Origin of the sequence: Kitasatospora sp. McL0602 (assembly GCF_052076145.1) — a bacterium.
Lineage (GTDB): Bacteria > Actinomycetota > Actinomycetes > Streptomycetales > Streptomycetaceae > Kitasatospora.
Genome location: NZ_CP197246.1, coordinates 5,924,490 through 5,944,492, shown reverse-complemented (window position 1 = coordinate 5,944,492; position 20,003 = coordinate 5,924,490). Strand labels below are relative to the sequence as shown.

The window sequence follows — 20,003 nt, the reverse complement described above, 5'->3', positions numbered from 1 at the left end:
CGATCAGGGGCGGGGCTTGTTCGCCGTCTTGATGATGGACTTCCACTTCTTCACTCGCTCGGCGGCCAGCCGGGCGTCGCTGCGGGAGGCGATCCACTCGTTCTCCCGCTGGAGCTTGAGGTAGCTCTCCATCCGGCGCTCCGGGAGGCTGCCGTCGGCGAGGGCCGCGGAGACGGCGCAGCCCGGCTCGGAGGTGTGGCTGCAGTCGTGGAAGCGGCAGTTCTCGGCCAGCTCCTCGATGTCCGAGAAGGCCTGCGCCACGCCCTCGCCGCCGTAGAGGCCGACGCCTCGCAGGCCGGGGGTGTCGATCACGACGCCACCGCCGGGCAGCGGGATCAGCTCCCGGGTGGTGGTGGTGTGGCGGCCCTTCTCGTCGCTGGCGCGCGTCTGCTGGACGCTCATCACGTCGGTGCCGGCGAGCGCGTTCGTCAGGGTGGACTTGCCCGCGCCGGACTGGCCGATCAGGGCGGAGGAGCCGGGCGCGCAGGCGCGCAGCACGTCGATGCCCTCGCCGGTCTCGGCGCTGACCACCAGGACGGTGACGCCGGGGGCGATGGTCTCGACGTCGGCGCGGACGAACTCGGCGTCGCCGACCAGGTCGGCCTTGGTGAGGACGACCAACGGCTCGGCGCCGCTCTCCCAGGCCAGGGCGAGGAAGCGCTCGATCCGGCCCAGATCGGGGTCGGCGGCCAGCGAGACGGCGATCATGACGGTGTCGATGTTCGCCGCCAGCACCTGGCCGTCGGACCGTGTACCGGCGGTCTTGCGGATGATCGCCGTGCCACGGGGCAGCAGGGCGGAGACGGTCGGCATCGGGGTGGCCGTGAGATCGACGGCCGCCCAGTCGCCGGTGCAGGGGCAGTTGACCGGGTCCGGGTCCCCGACGGGTCGGGAGTCGGCACGCACGGTGCGCAGCTCCCCCGTCTCGGGGTCGGCCAGCACGACGTCGCACTGGCCGCGGTCGACGCGGGCGATCCGCGCAGGGGTTAGCCCGGCCTCGGCGAGGGGGGCGAAGAGCTCGTCGAGCTCGGTGTTCCAGCCGTAGCCGGAGAAGGTGAAAGCAGAGTTGGTGGAGCTCAGAGTCGCGTACGACAACGCAGTGGGGCCCTTCGGGAGGAATGCGATCCCGGCGGGTCTACGGCTGCGCGAGAACTGGTCTCGTCCGTCAGCAGGAGGCCGGGAGGGTGAGGTGGGTGCGCTTGCTGCCCTGGGCAGCCGTGACGACGGTGACAGCCACGAGGCTCACCTCCTGCTTCCGTACTCGGCCCTGGCTCCCGCGTGGCGGGATCGGGCCTCCCGATCTGATGTCGCCTCAGAGCATACGGGCCGCAGCGGAGTCGGCGCATCCCATTTTTGACCTGCGCTTTTGCACGCCGACAGGCCCGACCCGGCTCAGGCTTCGCGGTCGGGGGGCGGGGGCTGGCTGCGGCGGCGGTGGGTGCCCCGGGGGCGGAGGCGGCTGCGGACGTTGGCGGGGGGCAGGAAGTCGGCCCAGCGCTCGGGGTACTCGGAGGGAGCGTGGCCCTCGTCGTCGTCCTCGTCCTCGTCCTCGATGCCCTCGGCGAGGCCGAGCTCGCGGGCCAGCCGGGCGCGTTCGACGGCGCGGCGGGCGGTGACCTCGCGGACGACCGCCGCCGCGGCCTCCTCGCTGGCGCGCTCGATGGTGGCGCGGGCGTCGGCCGTCTCGACGGTCGGCCAGCGGCGGTCTATGGCGGCGTTCATGGCAGCGCCGATGAGGACGGCGAGCGCGACGACGCCGATCCAGAGCAGCACCGCGACGGGCGCCGCCAGCGAGCCGTACACCGAGGGCCCCTCGACCGAGCTGACCAGGTAGAGCCGGAGCAGGACGCTGCAGACGACGAGCACCCCGAGGGCGACGAGGGCGCCGGGGATGTCCTCCCGCCAGGGCGTGCTGACGGGGACGGCCAGGTGGTAGAGGGTGGTGAGGAAGACCACCAGCAGCACGATCGCGGTGGGCCAGTAGAGCGCGCTGACGACGCCTGCGGAGTAGGGGAGGGCGTGCACCACCAGGCCCGGCCCGGCGACCAGCAGCGGGAGCACCAGCGAGCCGATCACCAGGGCGCCGAGATAGAGGCCGAGCGACATCAGGCGGGTCTTGACGATGCCGCGCCTGCCGTCGAGGCCGTACATGACGGTGATGGTGTCGATGAAGATGTAGAGCGCGCGCGAGCCGGACCAGAGCGAGAGGACGAAGCCGATCGAGATCAGGTCCGGCCGGCCGTTGTCGAAGACGCTGTGCAGCAGCGGTTGGACGATCTGGTCGACGGAGGTGGGCGAGAGCACCGTCCCGGCCGCCGAGAGGATGTCGTCCTGGAGTTGGGCGATGGTGCCCGCGCCGAGGATGTCGTCGAGGTAGCCGAGGGTGCCGGCCAGGCAGAGCAGCAGCGGCGGGATGGAGAGCAGCGTGAAGAACGCCGCCTCCGCCGCGAGGCCGGTGACGCGGTACTCGACGCAGGTGTTGGTGGTGTCCTTCAGCAGGCCCCAGAGAGTGGTCCGCCAGGTGGCGCGCCTGGCTGCGCGGCGGGAGCCCTTGCCCTTTCGGCGCGACGGCCGCTCGGCGGATCTCCTGGTCGTTTCCCCTGCTGGTTGCACCCCCCTACGGTAGCGGCCCGGCAGCGGCCTCCCGCCCCGTGGAGAGCTCCCCTTCCTTTATCACCTCTCCGGGGACTTGCCGTGGTACCGCTCGGCGATGTGTCATATCCCCTGGGGTCCGGACCCCGGCCAGTCTCCGCTTCGAAGAGGACAGCCCTTCGCGGAGTTCGACAGGAACTACCACCGAGCCTTCCGGAGCCGGTCCTTCCGCACCGCCGCCCGACGCCGTCCACGCCTCTGTACTGCGACAGTCCGCTCGTGTCTCAGAAGGTGATACCGCAACGTCCGCCATTCGGACGTTAGTGGACCGTGAGTCGCCCGCCGTGCGAATCTCTTGCCATGCCAAGCGCCGGAACCACCCTAGTGAATCGACTCCACGTCGATCTGCTCCGCGTGGCCAGCGCCATCTGTCCGGTGATCTGAGCCCTACCCCGCTGCCACCACCGCACCCGGCCGCTCCACCCTGCGCCACCCCGCCGACGCGGACGCAACGCGCGCACCCCGGGCAAGGTCACTGCATCCCAGCCCTGCACGGCAACACCGTGAAACTCCAGGTCAAGGCAGGTCCACGCGCTGGACCAGCCTGCACCCGCCATCCACAGACCGCTGATGAAGGACGACACATGGCACCCAGCCCCGAACCGGTCGAGCCCCAGGCCGACAGCGCAGCCGTGCGCCGTCCGGCCGCCGCCCGCAAGGTGACCCGCCACCGCGGCGAGGGTCAGTGGGGCATGGGTCACTTCACCCCGCTCAACGCCAACGAGCAGTTCAAGAAGGACGACGACGGTCTCAACGTGCGGACACGCATTGAGACGATCTACTCCAAGAACGGCTTCGCCTCGATCGATCCGTCCGACCTGCGGGGCCGGATGCGCTGGTGGGGTCTGTACACCCAGCGCAAGGAGGGCATCGACGGCGGCAAGACCGCGATCCTGGACCCGAACGAGCTGGACGCCGAGTTCTTCATGCTGCGCGTCCGGATCGACGGCGGCCGGCTGACCGTCGCCCAGCTGAAGGCGGTCGCCGAGGTCTCCGAGCAGTACGGCCGGGGCACCGCCGACCTGACGGACCGGCAGAACGTGCAGTACCACTGGATCCGGGTCGAGGACGTCCCCGCGATCTGGGAGAAGCTGGAGGCCGTCGGCCTCTCCACCACCGAGGCCTGCGGTGACACCCCGCGCGTCATCCTCGGCTCCCCCGTCGCCGGGGTCGCCAAGGAAGAGATCATCGACGGCACGCCCGCCATCGACGAGATCATGCGCCGCTTCATCGGCAACCCCGAGTTCTCGAACCTGCCGCGCAAGTTCAAGTCGGCGATCTCCGGCTCGCCGCTGCTCGACATCGCGCACGAGATCAACGACATCGCCTTCGTCGGCGTCGAGCACCCCGAGCACGGCCCCGGCTTCGACCTGTGGGTCGGCGGCGGCCTCTCGACCAACCCCAAGCTGGGGGTCCGGCTCGGCGCCTGGGTGCCGCTGGACGAGGTCGCGGACGTCTACGGCGGCGTGATCGGCATCTTCCGGGACTACGGCTACCGCCGCCTGCGCAACCGCGCGCGGTTGAAGTTCCTGGTCGCCGACTGGGGCCCGGCGAAGTTCCGCCAGGTGCTCCAGGACGAGTACCTCAAGTACGACCTGATCGACGGCCCGGCCCCGAAGGAGCCCGCCGGCATCTGGCGCGACCACGTCGGTGTGCACCAGCAGAAGGACGGCAACTACTACGTCGGCTTCGCGCCGCGCGTCGGCCGGATGGATGGCAAGCTGCTCGGCCAGGTCGCCGACCTCGCCGCCGCGCACGGCTCGGACCGCCTGCGGACCACCGCCGAGCAGAAGATGATCATCCTCGACATCGCCGAGGACCGGGTCGACTCGCTCGTCGCCGGCCTGGAGGAGCTGGACCTGCGGGTCAACCCCTCCCCCTTCCGCCGCGGCACGATGGCCTGCACCGGCATCGAGTACTGCAAGCTCGCCATCGTCGAGACCAAGGAGCGCGGCCGCACCCTGATCGACGACCTCGAGGCGCGGATGCCCGCCTTCGACGAGCCGATCACCATCAACATCAACGGCTGCCCGAACGCCTGCGCCCGCATCCAGGTCGCCGACATCGGCCTCAAGGGCCAGCTGGTGACGGACGAGAACGGCGAGCAGGTCGAGGGCTACCAGGTGCACCTGGGCGGCGCGTTGGGCCTGGAGGCCGGCTTCGGTCGCAAGGTCCGCGGCCTGAAGGTCACCAAGGACGGCCTGCCGGACTACGTCGAGCGCGTGCTGACCCGCTTCCAGGCCGAGCGCCAGGAGGGCGAGCGCTTCGCCCAGTGGACGGCGCGGGCCAGCGAGGAGGAGCTGTCATGAGCGAGCGCGCAGCCCCCTTCCACTGCCCGTACTGCGGGGACGAGGACCTGCGGCCCTCCGCCGAGGGCGGCCACGGAGCCTGGGAGTGCGCCTCCTGCCGACGCGCCTTCCAGCTGAAGTTCCTCGGCCTGCTGTCGCCCACAGCAGCGTCAACGACCAACGGGGGTACGGGACATGAGCACCACGCTTGACATGGAGGCGGTGGCCGCCAAGGCCGCCGTCGAGCTGGAGGAGGCCTCGGCGCAGGAGATCCTGCGCTGGGCCGCCGACACCTTCGGCAAGCGCTTCTGCGTCACCTCCTCGATGGAGGACGCCGTCGTCGCGCACCTCGCCTCCTCCGTGCTCCCCGGCGTGGACGTGGTCTTCCTGGACACCGGCTACCACTTCGCCGAGACCATCGGCACCCGGGACGCGGTGGCCGCGGTGATGCCGGTCAACGTCATCACCCTCAAGCCGCTGCAGACCGTGGCCGAGCAGGACGCCCAGTACGGACCGCAGCTGCACGACCGCGACCCGGACCTGTGCTGCTCGCTGCGCAAGGTCGAGCCGCTGAACCGCGGCCTCGGCGCCTACGACGCCTGGGCCACCGGCCTGCGCCGCGACGAGTCGCCGAGCCGGGCCAACACCCCGGTGGTGGCCTGGGACGCCAAGCGCCGCAAGGTGAAGCTCGCCCCGATCGCCCGCTGGACGCAGGAGGACGTGGACGCCTACGTCGCCGCCAACGGCGTGCTGCTCAACCCGCTGCTGTGGGAGGGGTACACCTCGATCGGGTGCTCGCCGCTCTCCTGCACCGCCAAGCCCGGCGAGGGCGAGGAGGGCCGCTCCGGCCGCTGGGCCGGCTCGGGCAAGACCGAGTGCGGCATCCACCTCTGACCGCCGTTCCACATCTCTGACCCCATCCGCAGCACCCCCTCGGACCAGGAGAGTTAACCGTGACCACAGCCGACACTCTGGACGCCGCCGGAGCCCCGGCGGCTCCGTGCGAGCGCGGCGCCACCGTGTGGCTGACCGGGCTGCCCAGCGCCGGGAAGACCACGCTGGCCTTCGCACTGGCCGAGCAGCTGCGCGCCGAGGGGCACCGGGTCGAGGTGCTCGACGGCGACGAGATCCGGGAGTTCCTCTCCAAGGGCCTCGGCTTCAGTCGCGAGGACCGGCACACCAACGTGACCCGGATCGGCTTCGTCGCCGAGAAGCTCGCCTCGCACGGCGTCAAGGTCATCGCACCGGTGATCGCCCCGTACGCGGCCTCGCGCGCGGCCGTCCGTGAGCAGCACGGCAGGAGCGGCACCGACTTCCTGGAGATCCACGTCGCCACCTCGGTCGAGGTCTGCTCGGAGCGTGACGTCAAGGGTCTGTACGCCAAGCAGGCGGCCGGCGAGATCGCCCACCTGACCGGCGTCGACGACCCGTACGAGGCGCCCGTCTCCCCCGAGCTGCGGGTCGAGACCCACAACCGGACGGTGGCCGAATCCGCCACCGAGCTCCACACCTTCCTGACGACAAGGGGCCTGGCATGACGACCGTGACCCACGCACTGCCGGGGGCACCGGCCGACAACCCCGGTGGGCCGTACGCGCTTTCGCACCTGGACGCCCTGGAGGCGGAGTCGGTGCACATCTTCCGCGAGGTGGCGGGGGAGTTCGAGCGTCCGGTGATCCTCTTCTCCGGTGGCAAGGACTCCATCGTCATGCTGCACCTGGCGCTGAAGGCCTTCCACCCGGCGCCGGTGCCGTTCTCGCTGCTGCACGTGGACACCGGCCACAACTTCCCCGAGGTCCTCGCCTACCGCGACCGCGCCGTCGCCCAGCACTCCCTGCGCCTGCACGTCGCCCACGTCCAGGACTTCATCGACGACGGCCGGCTGCGCGAGCGCCCGGACGGCCTGCGCAACCCGCTGCAGACCGTGCCGCTGCTGGACGGCATCGAGAAGAACCGCTTCGACGCGGTCTTCGGCGGCGGCCGCCGGGACGAGGAGAAGGCCCGCGCCAAGGAGCGCGTCTTCTCGCTGCGCGACGAGTTCGGCGCCTGGGACCCGCGCCGCCAGCGGCCCGAGCTGTGGTCGCTCTACAACGGCAAGCACGCCGTCGGCGAGCACGTCCGGGTCTTCCCGCTCTCCAACTGGACCGAGCTGGACGTCTGGCAGTACATCGAGCGGGAGAAGATCGAGCTCCCCGAGATCTACTACGCGCACGAGCGCGACGTCTTCGCCCGCAGCGGCATGTGGCTCACCGCCGGCGAGTGGGGCGGCCCGAAGGAGCACGAGACGGTCGAGCGCCGCCTGGTGCGCTACCGCACCGTCGGCGACATGTCCTGCACCGGCGCCGTCGACTCGGACGCCGTCGCCATCGCCGACGTGATCGCCGAGATCGCCGCCAGCCGCCTCACCGAGCGCGGCGCCACCCGGGCGGACGACAAGGTGTCCGAGGCCGCCATGGAAGACCGCAAGCGCGAGGGGTACTTCTAAAATGACGACCGAACTCCACACCACCGACGCCGTGTTCGGCGAGGCCTCGGCGACCGCGCTGCTGCGCTTCGCGACCGCGGGCTCCGTCGACGACGGCAAGTCGACCCTGGTCGGGCGGCTGCTGCACGACTCCAAGTCGGTGCTCGCCGACCAGCTGGAGGCCGTCGAGCACGCCTCCCGCAACCGCGGCCAGGAGGCCCCGGACCTGGCACTGCTCACCGACGGCCTGCGCGCCGAGCGCGAGCAGGGCATCACCATCGACGTGGCGTACCGCTACTTCGCGACCCCGCGCCGCCGGTTCATCCTGGCGGACACCCCGGGGCACGTGCAGTACACCCGCAACATGGTCACCGGCGCCTCCACCGCCGAGCTGGCCGTGGTGCTGGTCGACGCCCGCAACGGCGTCGTCGAGCAGACCCGCCGGCACGCCGCCGTCACCGCGCTGCTGCGCGTCCCGCACGTGGTGCTCGCGGTCAACAAGATGGACCTGGTCGGCTACGAGGAGTCCGTCTTCGCGGCCATCGCCGAGGAGTTCACCGCGTACGCGGCCTCGCTGGGCATCACCGACATCGTCGCGGTGCCGATCTCGGCGCTGGCCGGCGACAACGTGGTCGAGCCCTCCGCGCACATGGACTGGTACGGCGGCCCGACGCTGCTGGAGCACCTGGAGACCGTCCCGGTCGGCAGCGACCCGAGCCTCGAGCCGGTGCGCTTCCCCGTCCAGTACGTGATCCGCCCCCAGAGCGAGGAGTACCGCGACTACCGCGGCTACGCCGGGCAGTTGGCCTCCGGTGTGCTGCGCACCGGCGATGCGGTGACGGTGCTGCCCTCGGGCCACACCACCACCGTCGCGGGCATCGACGTGCTCGGCACCGAGACGGACATCGCCTGGGCCCCCCAGTCGATCACCGTCCGCCTCGCCGAGGACATCGACGTCTCGCGCGGCGACCTGATCGCCTCCGGCACCGCGCCGGAGCCGACCAAGGACGTCGTCGCCACCGTCAGCCACCTGCACGAGCGCCCGCTCCAGGTCGGGGACAAGGTGCTGCTCAAGCACACCACCCGCACCGTGCGCGCGCTGGTCAAGGAGATCTCGTACCGGATCGACATCGACACCCTCGAACAGCGCTCCGGCGCCGAGGGGTTGAGCGTCAACGACATCGGCCGGGTGGTGCTGCGCACCTCCGAGCCGCTGGCGCTGGACGGCTACACCGAGAACCGCCGGACGGGCTCCTTCCTGCTGATCGACCCGGCGGACGGCACCACGCTCACCGCCGGCATGGCGGGCGAGTCCTTCGACACCGTCGCCCCGGCGAAGGCCGAGACGGTCGAGGAGGACTGGGTCTGATGGCGCGCGAGGCGTTCTCCGGCATGGACAAGGAAGGCGGCCGCATCGGCAGCGGCGCCCTCGGCAGCGGCCAGGGCGGACTGATGCGATGTGCGGGTGGGCAGGGGCGCTGACCTCTGCCCCCGGGTCGCCGCCTTCCCACAGCAGGCGGCGACCCGGCCCGGCCGGCATCCCGATGCCACCGCACCACTCCTGAACTTCCCTGACCGGCCCGCCAGTCGACGACGTGGGCCTCCATGAAGAGGACGACTCCATGGCTCCGAACCCTGCCCTGCATACCGCCGCCCGACTGCGCTCGGCGCGCTTCAGACGCTCCGCTGCCGCGCTCGTCGCGGGCCTGACGACCGTCAGCCTGCTGAGCGCCTGCGGCTACGGCTCCAAGTCGACCGACAAGGCCGAGGCCGCCCAGGGCGCCCCGGCGGGCACCGCCAAGCTCTCGGCCGACACCGTGAAGATCGGGTACTTCGCCAACCTGACCCACGGCACCGCCCTGGTCGGTCTCAAGGAGGGCCTGCTCCAGAAGGAGCTCGGCGCGACCCAGATCAAGTCCCAGGTCTTCAACGCCGGCCCGTCCGAGGTCGAGGCGCTCAACTCGGGCTCCATAGACATCGGTTGGATCGGCCCCTCGCCCGCCGTCAACGGCTACGTGAAGTCGGCCGGCAAGGACCTGAAGATCATCGCGGGTTCGGCCTCCGGCGGCGTCAAGCTGGTGGTCAACCCCGCGAAGATCACCAGCGTGGACGACCTCAAGGGCAAGAAGATCGCCACCCCGCAGCTGGGCAACACCCAGGACGTGGCGCTCCTCAACTACCTCTCCACCAAGGGCCTCAAGGTCGACGCGCAGTCCGGCAAGGGCGACGTCTCGGTGCTGCGCACCGACAACAAGGTCACCCCGGACGCGTACAAGTCCAACTCGATCGACGGCGCCTGGGTGCCCGAGCCGACCGCCTCCAAGCTGGTCTCGCTCGGCGCCAAGGTGCTGCTGAACGAGAAGGAGCTCTGGCCGGACAAGAAGTTCGTGATCACCAACCTGGTCGTCTCGCAGAAGTTCCTCAAGGAGCACCCGGACGTCGTCGAGGCCGTGCTGCGCGGCTCGGTGAACACCAACGCCTTCATCAAGGCCAACCCCGACAAGGCCAAGGCCGACGCCAACGCCGCGCTCAAGGACGCCGGAAGCTCCTCGCTCGACGCGGCCGTCCTCGACCCGGCCTGGCAGGACATCGACTTCCTCGACGACCCGCTGGCCAACACCCTGCAGTCCGAAGCGGACCACGCGGTGACGGCCGGGCTCCTCAAGAAGCCCGACCTGGCCGGGATCTACGACCTGAGCCTGCTCAACAAGGTACTGAAGGAGAAGAGCCTGCCCACCGTCGCGGACGCCGGCCTCGCCTCCAAGTAACGCCTGGCGGTACCCAGCAAGCCTCTGGCCGTACCCCGTCAAGCTCCGCGGTCCGGACCCCCGCCCCACCTTCGTCGATGCCCAATCACAAGGTGCGGCGGGGCCGGGCCCCGGCTCCCAGCCAATCCGCAGGACCCCTCACGCAGGAGGTGCCCAGATGTCCCAGGTGCTGACCCTCTCGGAAGACGCCCCCAGCGTCGTGACCGCGGACGGCCCGTCCGCCGTCAAGATCTCGCACGTGCACAAGTCCTTCGGCCGCGCCGGCGCGGTCAACCACGTGATCGACGACATCTGCCTCGACGTCAAGCCCGGCGAGTTCGTCACCCTGCTCGGTGCGTCGGGCTGTGGCAAGTCCACCCTGCTCAACATGGTCGCCGGGCTGGACAAGCCCAGCGCCGGGACGATCGAGGTGCCCGGCGCCCGCCCGGCGCTGATGTTCCAGGAGCACGCGCTCTTCCCCTGGCTCACGGCCGGCAAGAACGTCGAGCTCGCCCTCCGGCTGGCCGGCGTGCCGCGCGCCGAGCGGGCCGCCGAGGCCAAGCGCCTGCTGGAGCTCGTCCGGCTCGGCGGTGCCTGCGGCAAGCGGGTGCACGAGCTCTCCGGCGGCATGCGCCAGCGCGTCGCGCTGGCCCGCTCGCTCGCCCAGGGCAGCAACGTCCTGCTGATGGACGAGCCGTTCGCCGCGCTCGACGCCATCACCCGCGACGTGCTGCACGACGAGATCACCCGGATCTGGCAGGAGCGCCAGCTCACCATCCTGTTCGTCACGCACAACGTCCGCGAGGCCGTCCGGCTCGCCCAGCGGGTCGTGCTGCTCTCCTCCCGGCCCGGCCGGGTCCGCAAGGAGTGGCGGATCGACCTGCCGCAGCCGCGCCGGATCGAGTCCTCCGGCGTCGCCGACCTGTCCATCGAGATCACCGAAGAACTGCGTGGGGAGATCCGTCGCCATGTCCAGCACTGACACCGCTCCCCGGCCCGTCAAGGCGGCGCCCGGCGACGACCTGGGCGCGGGCCTCGACGCCCTCGACGCCGTCGTCGTCCAGCGGGTGCCGCTCACCCAGACCCTCCGGCAGAAGGTGCTGCCGCCCGCGCTCGCCGTCGTGCTGGTGCTGGTCGCCTGGCAGGTCGCCTTCTCGCTCAAGCTCGCCGACAGCTACAAGCTGCCCAGCCCCGGCATGGTCTGGGCCTCGCTGTCCGACCTCTGGCAGCAGGGCACGCTCTTCAGCATCATCTGGACGAGCCTGTGGCGCGGCGTCTCCGGCTTCCTCGCCTCGGTCGTCATCGGCACCCCGATCGGCCTGGTCGTCGCCCGGGTCAAGCCCGTCCGCGCCGCCGTCGGCCCGATCCTCTCCGGCCTCCAGTCGCTGCCCTCCGTCGCCTGGGTGCCCGCCGCCGTCATCTGGCTCGGCATCAACGACCAGGCGATGTACGCCGTCATCCTGCTCGGCGCCGTCCCCTCGATCGCCAACGGCCTGATCTCCGGCATCGACCAGGTGCCGCCGATCTTCCTCCGGGCCGGCCGCACCATGGGCGCCACCGGCCTGGCCGGCGCCCGGCACGTGCTGCTGCCCGCCGCCCTGCCCGGCTACCTCTCCGGTCTCAAGCAGGGCTGGGCCTTCTCCTGGCGCTCGCTGATGGCCGCCGAGCTGATCGCCTCCTCCCCCGACCTCGGCATCGGCCTCGGCCGGTACCTGGACAACCAGCGCGAGCTCTCCGACATGTCCGGGGTCTTCCTCGGCATCGTCCTGATCCTCTTCGTCGGTGTCGCCATCGACCTGCTGGTCTTCTCCCCGATCGAGCGTCACGTGCTGCGCAGCCGCGGCCTGCTCGCCACCAGCCGCTGAGAGCCTGAGATGGACACCGCTCGCCTGCCCGTACGCCTGGCACCCGCCGGGGGTACGGGCGGCGCTGCCCCCACCCTCGTCCTGATCGCCCACGGCAGCCGGGACGCCCGGCACGCCGCCACCGTCGAGGCCCTGGCCGCGCAGCTGCGGGCCCTCCGGCCCTCGGTCGAGACCGCCACCGCCTACCTCGACCACTGCGCCCCGCGCATCCCGCAGGTCGTCGGCCGACTCGACGGCGCGCCCGCCGTCGCCGTCCCGCTGCTGCTCGGCCGGGCCTTCCACGCCAAGAGCGACATCCCCGCCGCCCTGCGGGCCGCCGGTGCCGCCGCGCTCCCGCTCGCCGACGTGCTCGGCCCGTCCCCGCTGCTGCTGGACGCGCTCGACCGCCGCCTCGCCGAAGCCGGCCTGGACGTCTCCTCCCCCGCCGTCCGCGCCCGCACCGGCGTGGTGCTGGCCGCCGCCGGCTCCTCCGACCGGGCCGCCAACGCCACCACCCGCCGCACCGCCGCCGCCTGGCAGCGCAGCCGAGGCTGGGGCGCCGTCGAGGTCGCGTACGCCTCCGCCGCACCCCCGCAGGTCCCGGACGCGATCGCCCTCCTCCGCAGCGCCGACATCGACCAGGTCGCCGTCGCCCCCTACCTGCTGGCCCCCGGCCTGCTCCCCGACCGCATCGCGGCCGCCGCCACCGCAGCCGAGGCCGACGTGATCGCCGAACCCCTGGGCGCAACCCCGGAGATCGCCCGTCTCGTCCTCGCCCGCTACGACCGGGCGCGCCAGGCCACCGCGGTCGCCGCGTAGCCCCGGTTCACAGCCAGTGCAGGGCGCGCGCCGCGTTCGGTGAATCCGAGGCTTCGAGGGCGGCCCGGAGGCGGCGGGTGCCGACCGTGCGGGCCAGGGCCTCGACCAGGTGGCGGGGGGAGTTCGGGTCGTCGTCGTGGAGCAGCGCCCGGAGGGCCTGGTCGTAGCAGCGGTCGGCGAGGGCGCGGTCGTCGGTGAGGGCCTGGGCTGCGGCCTGCCGCTTGTGGCCGATGCGGTGGTACAGCGGGTAGAGGGGGTGCTGGGCCGCCAGCCGGGCCACCCGGGGGTCGTGCTCCTCGGTCCAGGTGAGGCCGACGGCCCGGAGGAGTGCGTCGAGGCACTCCTCCTGCCGGGCCAGCCGCGCTTCGAGATCCAGGTCCATGCGGCCAAGCCTAGGCGCCGGGTGCGACCAGGCCGGTCTCGTAGGCGAGGACGACGGCCTGGGCGCGGTCCCGGAGGGTGAGCTTGGCGAAGATCCGGGCGACGTGCGTCTTGACGGTGGCCTCGCTGAGCGTCAGGTGGGTGGCGATCTCGGTGTTGGAGAGGCCGCGTGCCATCAGGGTCAGCACCTCGAGTTCACGGGGCGTCAGCGGGGCGAGGTCGCGGTGCGGCACCGCCTTGCGCTCCTCCGTGGGCGGCTCGGCGGCGAAGCGTTCGACCAGGCGCCGGGTGATGGAGGGGGCGAGCAGGGCGTCACCGGTGTCGACCAGGCGGACGGCGGCGACCAGGTGCTCAGGGGTGACGTCCTTGAGCAGGAAGCCGCTGGCCCCGGCGGCGAGCGCGGCGTAGACGTACCGGTCGAGGTCGAAGGTGGTGAGCATCAGCACCCGGCAGGCCGGGAGTTCGGCGAGGATCTGCCGGGTGGCCTCCAGGCCGTCGACCTCGGGCATCCGGATGTCCATCAGCACCACGTCCGGCCGCAGTCGCCGCGCCGCCGCGACGGCCTCCGCGCCGTCCCCGGCCTCGCCGACGACATCGATCCCGGCGGCGCCGAGGATCATGCGGAAGCCCGTCCGCACCAGCACCTGGTCGTCCGCGATGAGGACGCGCGGCCCGGCGGCCGCCGGGTGGCCGGTGCTCACGGCCGGTCCAGCGGGATCCGGGCGCGGACCCGGTACCCGCCGCCGAGCCGACGCCGGGCGTCGAGTTCGCCGCCGTACAGGGCGACCCGCTCGCCCAGCCCGAGCAGGCCGCGCCCGGCACCGGGGTTCGGCGGCGGCGGGGTGCCGCCCCGCAGCACGCTCGGCCCGCTGTTCAGCACCTCCACCCGCAGGTAGTGGTCCGCGTACCGCACCGTCACTTCGGCCTTCTCCCCGTCGCCGTGCTTGAGCGCATTGGTCAGCGCCTCCTGGATGATCCGGTACGCCGTCACGTCGACCCCGGCGGGCAGCGGGCGCGGTTCGCCGGAGATCCGCACCTCGACGGGCAGCCCGGCAAAGGCGATCCGGTCGACCAGCGGGCCGAGCCGGCCGAGGCCGGGCTGCGGCGACAGGGCCGTCTCGTCCTCGCCGTTCTGCGCGGGGGCGAGCACACCGAGCAGGTGCCGGAGCTCCGTCATGGTGTCGCGCCCGGCGCCCTCGACGGCGAGCAGCGCGGCGGCGGCCGCCTCGGGCTGGGTGGCGAGCACCTGCCGGGCGGCCCCGGCCTGGATCACCATCACGCTGACGTTGTGGCTGACGATGTCGTGCAACTCCCTGGCGATCCGGGCGTGTTCGGCGGCGACGGCCTCCCCGGCCGCGCTCTCCCGCTCGTGCTCCAGCAGTCGGCCGCGCTCCTCCAGCGCCCTGCTGTGCTGCCGCCGCGCCCGGCCGAGGGCGACCGCCAGCCCGGCCGCGACCAGGCACACGCCTGCCAGCGCGGCCACCAACCAGCTCGCCCCGGTGCTCCCCACCCGCACACTCTCCCAGCTCCGCACGACCGGCCGCATCCACCCCCATGTCCATCCCCGGTGGCAGCCCCGTACATCTCCGGGATGACCTGGGCAGGAGGTTACCCCCAGGGGGCGATGCCCGGCCCACGGCCCCACCTCTAACGTCCTCACCATGACGAGTGCAGCAGGCAGTGAGCAGGGCGGCGGGCAGGCGGTCGTGGAACTCTCCGACGTACGGAAGGAGTTCGGCGACTCGACCGCCCTCGACGGGGTGTCCCTGCAAATCAGGGCCGGTGAGGCGGTGGCGGTGATGGGGCCGTCGGGGAGCGGTAAGTCCACGCTGCTGAACATGGTGGCCGGGCTGGACCGGCCGACCTCGGGCGAGGTGTACGTGCACGGCGAGGAGTTGGGGCGGCTGAACGAGAAGGGGCTGGCGCTGTTCCGCCGCCGCCGGATCGGCATGATCTTCCAGTTCTTCAACCTGCTGGACGACCTGCCCGCGCTGGACAACGTCGCGCTCGCCGCGCAGCTGACCGGCACCTCGGCCGCGCAGGCCCGCAAGCGCGCGCTGGAGCTGCTCGACGAGCTGGGCATCGCCGGCCGGCGGAACATCTACCCGGCTGCGCTCAGCGGCGGCGAACGTCAACGCGTGGCGGTGGCACGGGCGTTGATGAACCGTCCGGCCCTGCTGCTGGCGGACGAGCCGACCGGGGCCCTGGACAGCCGGGCCGGCGAACAGGTGATGGACCTGCTGCTCGACCTCAACCAGATCGGCCAGACGCTGCTGCTGGTGACCCACGACGAGCGGCTCGCGGAGCGCTGCGCCAGCCGGGTCGTCGAGTTCGCGGACGGCCGGATCGCCCACGAGCGCACCCTGCTGCCCGTGCCGGCTACGCAGCCCGCCACGCTGCCCACCGCGCAGCCCACCGCGCAGCCCGCTTCGCACCCGGGGAGCCTCGGATGAGCGCCGTCTGGTCCGCCTCCCGCGCGGCCGTGCGACGGCGCAGGCTCCAGACCGTCGTCATCGGCTTCGTCGTGCTGGTCTCGACGGCGACGCTGGTCGTCGCCCTCGGCCTGATGACCGCCGCCTCGGCGCCCTTCGACCAGGCCCTGGCCCGGCAGAGCGGCGCCCATCTCGCCGCGAGCTTCGACCCGGCCAGGGCCACCGACGCCGCGCTGGCGGGGACGGCGACCGGGCCGGGTGTGGAGGCGGCGGCGGGCCCGTTCGGCGCGACCGTGCTGGAGGTGCCCGACGACCACCCGGACTACCCGCCCAGGTCGTTCGCGACGGTCGGCCGGGCCGACCCGGGCGGGCCGGTCGACCGGCTCGACGTCTGGGCGGGCCGCTGGGCCACCGCCCCCGGCGAGATCGTGCTCCAGCAGCTCCGGGGCGAGACGCCCTACCCCGTCGGCAGCAGGCTCACCCCGGCGGGCGGCCCCACCCTCACGGTGGTCGGCCTCGCCTCCTCGGTGACCCGCTCCGCCGACGCCTGGGTCACCCCCGCGCAGCTCACCGCGCTGCACCCCAGGTCGACCCAGATGCTCTACCGCCTCACCGCCCACGCCACCGACGCCGATCTCAAGGCGGCCACCGCCACGCTCACCGCCGCCCTCCCGGCGGGCTCCCTGCTCGGCTCCGAGCCGTACTTCGTGGTCAAGAACTACGCCGAGGGCTCCTCGGGCATGTTCGTCCCCTTCCTGACGCTCTTCGGCGTGCTGGGCCTGGTGGTGGCGGTGCTGATCGTCGGCAACGTCGTCAGCGGCGCGGTGGTCGCGGGCCTGCGGCAGATCGGGGTGATGAAGGCGATCGGCTTCGCCCCCGGGCAGGTGGTCGCGGTGTTCCTGGTGATGAGCTGCGTCCCCGGGGTCGTCGGGTGCGTGCTGGGCACGGTGCTCGGCCACCTGGTCGCGCTGCCGATCCTGGCCGAAGCCTTCTCCGGCTTCGGCGGGTCAGGCCCCGGGATCAGCCCTTGGGTCGACGTGGCCGCGCTGCTGGGCATGCCCGCCGTGGTCACGCTGGCGGCGCTGCTGCCCGCGCTGCGGGCGCGCAGCCTCTCCGCCACCGAGGCGATCAGTGCGGGCAGCGCACCGCGCACCGGGCGGGCTTTGCGGGTGCAGCGCTGGCTCAGCGGTACGCGACTGCCCCGAGCCGCCAGCCTCGGGGTGGGGATGGCCTTCGCCCGGCCCGGCCGCAGTGCGATGACGCTCGGGGCGGTCGTCCTGGGCGTGCTGAGCGTGACCGTCGCCGTCGGCTTCACCCTGACGCTCACGGACTACTCGCACGCCGCCACCCGCCGGGGCGCGTACCAGGTCGGCGTCATCGTCAACCACGGCTCCGGCCCGCCCGGAGAGGCCGTCAGCACGCTGACGGACCGGGAGGCGGAGGCCCTGATCCGCCGTCAGCCGGGGGTGACGCAGCTGACGGCCATGGCGGCCGACGAGTACCGCATCGCCGGGCAGTCGGAGCCCGTCATGGTCGACTTCCGCCGCAGTGACAGCCCGGACGCGCCCTGGCTCGTCCTCAAGGGCAAGTGGCTGGACGGGCCGGGGCAGATCGAGGCCAACGAGGACTTCCTCCACAAGCGGGGCCTGCGCGTCGGCGACAGCTTCGTCCTCAGCAAGGGCGAGCGCTCGACCCGGGTGGTCATCGCCGGGGAGATCCTGGCCACCGGCATGGACCGGATCTACGCCGGCTGGGACACCCTGCAACTGCTCGCCGCCGCCCAGCCGGTGGACACCTACGAGGTCCGGCTCGCCGCCGGCACGGACACCGACCAGGTGATCACCGGCATCCGGGCGGGCGACCCGGGGCTGCACGTCTTCGCCGAGACCGGCACCTCGCAGTCGTCCGTGGTGGTCATGACCGGCACCACCTCGCTGCTCTCACTCCTGCTGGGCCTGGTCGCGGCGCTGGGCATCTTCAACACCGTCGTCCTCAACACCCGTGAACGGCGCCGCGACCTGGGCATGCTCAAGTCGATCGGCATGACACCCCGACAGGTCGTCGGTATGACCGTCACCTCGATGGCGACCCTCGGCGCCCTGGGCAGCCTGGTCGGCGTGCCGCTCGGCGTGATCTCCTGCCGCCTCCTCGGCAGCATGACCGCCGAGGCCGCGCACGCGATCATCCCGCCCGCGATGCTGGACGTCTTCAGCGCCCCGCTGCTGCTCGGCCTCGCCCTGTCGGGCGTCGCCATCGCCGTCCTCGGCGCCCTCGTCCCGGCCGGCTCCGCCGCCCGGCTCACCATCGCGGAGGTGCTCCACAACGAGTGACCGGAGCCGCCCGCCCGGCGAGGTCAGTAGCCGCGCCGGGCGAAGGCGGTCGCGAGCGGATCGGCGTTGCCCGGGACGGAGGTGACGATGCCCGCCCAGGAGCCGTCGGTGAAGACCAGGTCGAGCCTGCCGCGCTGGATCAACCCTTTGGGGTGGCGGCGGAGTTCGGCGAGCGCGGCGTGCGGCTCCTCCCAGTGCACGACGTGGTCGGTGCCGGGCTGCCAGAGCTTGGAGCGGTCGACCACCATCATCGCCCGCCGCTCGGTGACGGCGAACAGGCCTGCGGCGTTGGCACCCTGGTCCTGCATCCGGACGACGAACTGCCCCGCCACACTTCTCCAGCCGCCGCCCATGCCCTTGCCGTGCACCACCGAGGCCGGCACGGCGTCGGCGAGCCGGTCCTCGACCGCGACGACGGCCGCCTGCACGGGGTTCAGCACCGCGTACGCCTTGCGCAGCACCCCGAACGGCCCGGCGATCCGCTGCTCCAGCGCGCTGGGCCGACGCGGCGTCAGCAGCTCCTGCGGCGGGTAGGGCGTGCCGGGGGCGAGGCTGACCTCGGCGGCCGCGACCAGCGTCTCGCCCGGCTGGAGCAGCGGCTCGACGATCTGGCGGTCCCGGTTCAGCACTTCAGCTCTCCTTGGTTGCACGGCAGTTGTGCGCACGGCGTCGGCGCGTACGGCGTCGGCGCGTACGGCAGTTCGCAGGTCACCCGAAGGCCGCCTCGAAGCGGCGGCGCCGCTCCTCCGGGTCGAGCGCGGGCTCGTGCCGACCGGCCCCCTGGAGCTGCCGGTCGGCGGCGTCGGCGGCGAGGCCCAGGCCGCCCTGCACGGCCTGCTGGGCGGTCTGGCCGACCGGGTCGCCGGTCAGGCCGATACCGTGCAGGGCGGCCTTGCCGATGACTTTGGTGCCCTTCTTGGCCGCGTACGCCCCGATGTCGATCGGGCGGTTCCACGTCCACGGCTTCGTCGGGTTGAGGTGCGGGCGCTTGGAGGCCGCCTTGAGCGCCTTCAGCGCCTCCTCGATCTTCTTCAGCGCGCTGGCCAACTTCCGTACCAGCGAGGCGATCCGGGTCGCGGCGACGGTACTCTCGGCGGCGGCTGCGGCGGCCTCGGCGGCGAGCGAGATCCCGGCCGTGACGACGCTGAAGGCGAGCGAGGCGGCGAGGGTGACGAGCGCCCACTCGATCAGCTCGCGGATCACCGTCTCGACCAGGTCCTGGGCGACCCGGCACTGGGCGGCGGCCTCGTCGAGCAGGTCGGCGGTGGCGTCCAGGTCGTCCGCCTCGGCCTCCAACGCCTCCTCGTACTCGGCGAGTTCCTGCTGGAAGTGGTCGGCGGCGGCGCCCTGCCAGTCGTGCGACAGCCCGGACCTGTCCCGGCGCTGGTCGGCGACGGTCTCACGCAGCTGCTGCGCCTGCCGCCGCCAGAGCACCGCCACCTCGGCCAGGCCCTCCGGGTCGCCGGTGACGAACTCCAGGGGTTCGGCGAGCGGCTCGACGAGCGGGCGCATGATCTCGTCGATCAGGCTGCCCATCGGGCTCATCCACTCGTTGACCTTCGCGTAGGCATCGACGGCGCTCGCCGCCGGGCCGCTCATGCGCCCAGCCCTGCGGTGACGGCGGACAGCGCCTCGGCGGTGTCCTGCTCGGCCTGCCGGTAGGTCCGGGCCAGGCCGTCGGCGTGGGTGCCGATCCGCTCCATGGTGTCGGCAGCGGCGGTCAGCTGGTCGAGCGCACCCTCGGCGCGCTCACGGTAGTCCCGGCCGACGCCGACGGACTCCGGCAGCCTGCCGAAGGCGTCGGCCGGCAGCTGGTGCGAGCCGAGCTCCGACCTGATGGCGCGTATCCGCTCCGCGCGGTCGGCCGAGGTCCGGGCGAAACGCCTTAGCGCCTCGGGATCAACGCAGTACTCCCCCGACATGACTCTTCCTCTCCCCAAGGCGGCCGTTCATTCAGGCCAAGGTCATATAAAACCCAAGAGTTGATAAAGAAGTCAATATGAACCGTCTTCTGTTACCGGAGGCGGAGGCAGCAAACGCCGCAGG

The 20,003-nt window shown here is 72.3% G+C and carries 21 protein-coding genes; 13 read left to right on the top strand and 8 right to left on the bottom strand.

Annotated features, from left to right (window positions below; genetic code table 11):
* Positions 1-3: 3 nt before the first annotated feature.
* Both rsgA and ACR68M_RS26955 read right to left on the bottom strand, forming a co-directional pair.
* Complete coding sequence (gene rsgA, locus ACR68M_RS26960) at positions 4-1,095, bottom strand: ribosome small subunit-dependent GTPase A (RefSeq protein WP_441246717.1); 1,092 nt, start codon at positions 1,093-1,095, stop codon at positions 4-6.
* Positions 1,096-1,392: 297 nt separating this feature from the next.
* Positions 1,393-2,613 (bottom strand): YihY/virulence factor BrkB family protein, encoded by a 1,221-nt coding sequence (locus ACR68M_RS26955; protein ID WP_441246716.1) that lies wholly within the window; start codon positions 2,611-2,613, stop codon positions 1,393-1,395.
* 339 nt (positions 2,614-2,952) lie between these two features.
* On the opposite strand from ACR68M_RS26955, the gene ACR68M_RS26950 reads away from it, so the two are divergent.
* From ACR68M_RS26950 to ACR68M_RS26900, 11 genes are all read left to right on the top strand, one after another.
* Positions 2,953-3,036 carry a putative leader peptide gene (locus ACR68M_RS26950; RefSeq protein WP_441251727.1) on the top strand — a complete coding sequence of 28 codons (84 nt, stop codon included), beginning with the start codon at positions 2,953-2,955 and terminating at the stop codon, positions 3,034-3,036.
* Positions 3,037-3,236: 200 nt separating this feature from the next.
* A complete protein-coding gene (locus ACR68M_RS26945) occupies positions 3,237-4,961 on the top strand; it encodes a nitrite/sulfite reductase (RefSeq protein WP_441246715.1) in 1,725 nt (574 codons plus the stop codon).
* The gene (locus ACR68M_RS26940; protein WP_441246714.1) at positions 4,958-5,152 is read left to right on the top strand and encodes a hypothetical protein; all 195 of its coding nucleotides are present in this window, start codon (positions 4,958-4,960) and stop codon (positions 5,150-5,152) included. The genes ACR68M_RS26945 and ACR68M_RS26940 overlap by 4 nt, the downstream gene beginning before the upstream one ends.
* Positions 5,136-5,834, top strand: coding sequence for a phosphoadenylyl-sulfate reductase (locus ACR68M_RS26935; protein WP_441246713.1), 699 nt, complete (start codon positions 5,136-5,138; stop codon positions 5,832-5,834). The genes ACR68M_RS26940 and ACR68M_RS26935 overlap by 17 nt, the downstream gene beginning before the upstream one ends.
* A 59-nt stretch (positions 5,835-5,893) precedes the next feature.
* Entirely contained in the window at positions 5,894-6,478 is a 585-nt protein-coding gene (cysC, locus tag ACR68M_RS26930) for an adenylyl-sulfate kinase (RefSeq protein ID WP_441246712.1), read from the top strand.
* On the top strand, positions 6,475-7,425 hold the full coding sequence (gene cysD / locus ACR68M_RS26925; protein ID WP_441246711.1) for a sulfate adenylyltransferase subunit CysD: 951 nt from the start codon (positions 6,475-6,477) through the stop codon (positions 7,423-7,425). The genes cysC and cysD overlap by 4 nt, the downstream gene beginning before the upstream one ends.
* Position 7,426: 1 nt before the next feature.
* Positions 7,427-8,773 carry a sulfate adenylyltransferase subunit 1 gene (locus ACR68M_RS26920; protein WP_441246710.1) on the top strand — a complete coding sequence of 449 codons (1,347 nt, stop codon included), beginning with the start codon at positions 7,427-7,429 and terminating at the stop codon, positions 8,771-8,773.
* 253 nt (positions 8,774-9,026) lie between these two features.
* Positions 9,027-10,172, top strand: a complete 1,146-nt coding sequence (locus tag ACR68M_RS26915) for an aliphatic sulfonate ABC transporter substrate-binding protein (RefSeq protein WP_441246709.1) — start codon at positions 9,027-9,029, stop codon at positions 10,170-10,172.
* 157 nt (positions 10,173-10,329) lie between these two features.
* Positions 10,330-11,133, top strand: coding sequence for an ABC transporter ATP-binding protein (locus tag ACR68M_RS26910; RefSeq protein ID WP_441246708.1), 804 nt, complete (start codon positions 10,330-10,332; stop codon positions 11,131-11,133).
* Positions 11,120-12,016 carry an ABC transporter permease gene (locus ACR68M_RS26905; protein ID WP_441246707.1) on the top strand — a complete coding sequence of 299 codons (897 nt, stop codon included), beginning with the start codon at positions 11,120-11,122 and terminating at the stop codon, positions 12,014-12,016. The genes ACR68M_RS26910 and ACR68M_RS26905 overlap by 14 nt, the downstream gene beginning before the upstream one ends.
* A gap of 9 nt (positions 12,017-12,025) precedes the next feature.
* On the top strand, positions 12,026-12,814 hold the full coding sequence (locus ACR68M_RS26900; protein WP_441246706.1) for a sirohydrochlorin chelatase: 789 nt from the start codon (positions 12,026-12,028) through the stop codon (positions 12,812-12,814).
* 7 nt (positions 12,815-12,821) lie between these two features.
* Here the strand turns inward: ACR68M_RS26900 and ACR68M_RS26895 are convergent, their stop codons facing one another.
* From ACR68M_RS26895 to ACR68M_RS26885, 3 genes are all read right to left on the bottom strand, one after another.
* Positions 12,822-13,196 carry a hypothetical protein gene (locus ACR68M_RS26895; protein WP_441246705.1) on the bottom strand — a complete coding sequence of 125 codons (375 nt, stop codon included), beginning with the start codon at positions 13,194-13,196 and terminating at the stop codon, positions 12,822-12,824.
* A 10-nt stretch (positions 13,197-13,206) separates the two neighbouring features.
* A complete protein-coding gene (locus ACR68M_RS26890; protein ID WP_441251726.1) occupies positions 13,207-13,815 on the bottom strand; it encodes a response regulator in 609 nt (202 codons plus the stop codon).
* A 77-nt stretch (positions 13,816-13,892) separates the two neighbouring features.
* Positions 13,893-14,705 carry a sensor histidine kinase gene (locus ACR68M_RS26885; protein ID WP_441246704.1) on the bottom strand — a complete coding sequence of 271 codons (813 nt, stop codon included), beginning with the start codon at positions 14,703-14,705 and terminating at the stop codon, positions 13,893-13,895.
* Positions 14,706-14,856: 151 nt separating this feature from the next.
* On the opposite strand from ACR68M_RS26885, the gene ACR68M_RS26880 reads away from it, so the two are divergent.
* Positions 14,857-15,648 (top strand): ATP-binding cassette domain-containing protein, encoded by a 792-nt coding sequence (locus ACR68M_RS26880; RefSeq protein ID WP_441246703.1) that lies wholly within the window; start codon positions 14,857-14,859, stop codon positions 15,646-15,648.
* Positions 15,645-17,957 (top strand): FtsX-like permease family protein, encoded by a 2,313-nt coding sequence (locus ACR68M_RS26875; RefSeq protein ID WP_441246702.1) that lies wholly within the window; start codon positions 15,645-15,647, stop codon positions 17,955-17,957. The genes ACR68M_RS26880 and ACR68M_RS26875 overlap by 4 nt, the downstream gene beginning before the upstream one ends.
* A gap of 23 nt (positions 17,958-17,980) precedes the next feature.
* On the opposite strand, the gene ACR68M_RS26870 is transcribed toward ACR68M_RS26875, so the two are convergent.
* The 3 genes from ACR68M_RS26870 to ACR68M_RS26860 all read right to left on the bottom strand — a co-directional run bounded on the left by ACR68M_RS26870 (position 17,981) and on the right by ACR68M_RS26860 (position 19,879).
* Complete coding sequence (locus ACR68M_RS26870; protein ID WP_441246701.1) at positions 17,981-18,586, bottom strand: hypothetical protein; 606 nt, start codon at positions 18,584-18,586, stop codon at positions 17,981-17,983.
* Between the two features lie 79 nt (positions 18,587-18,665).
* On the bottom strand, positions 18,666-19,556 hold the full coding sequence (locus tag ACR68M_RS26865; protein WP_441246700.1) for a WXG100 family type VII secretion target: 891 nt from the start codon (positions 19,554-19,556) through the stop codon (positions 18,666-18,668).
* A complete protein-coding gene (locus ACR68M_RS26860) occupies positions 19,553-19,879 on the bottom strand; it encodes a hypothetical protein (protein ID WP_441246699.1) in 327 nt (108 codons plus the stop codon). The genes ACR68M_RS26865 and ACR68M_RS26860 overlap by 4 nt, the downstream gene beginning before the upstream one ends.
* Positions 19,880-20,003: the final 124 nt, after the last annotated feature.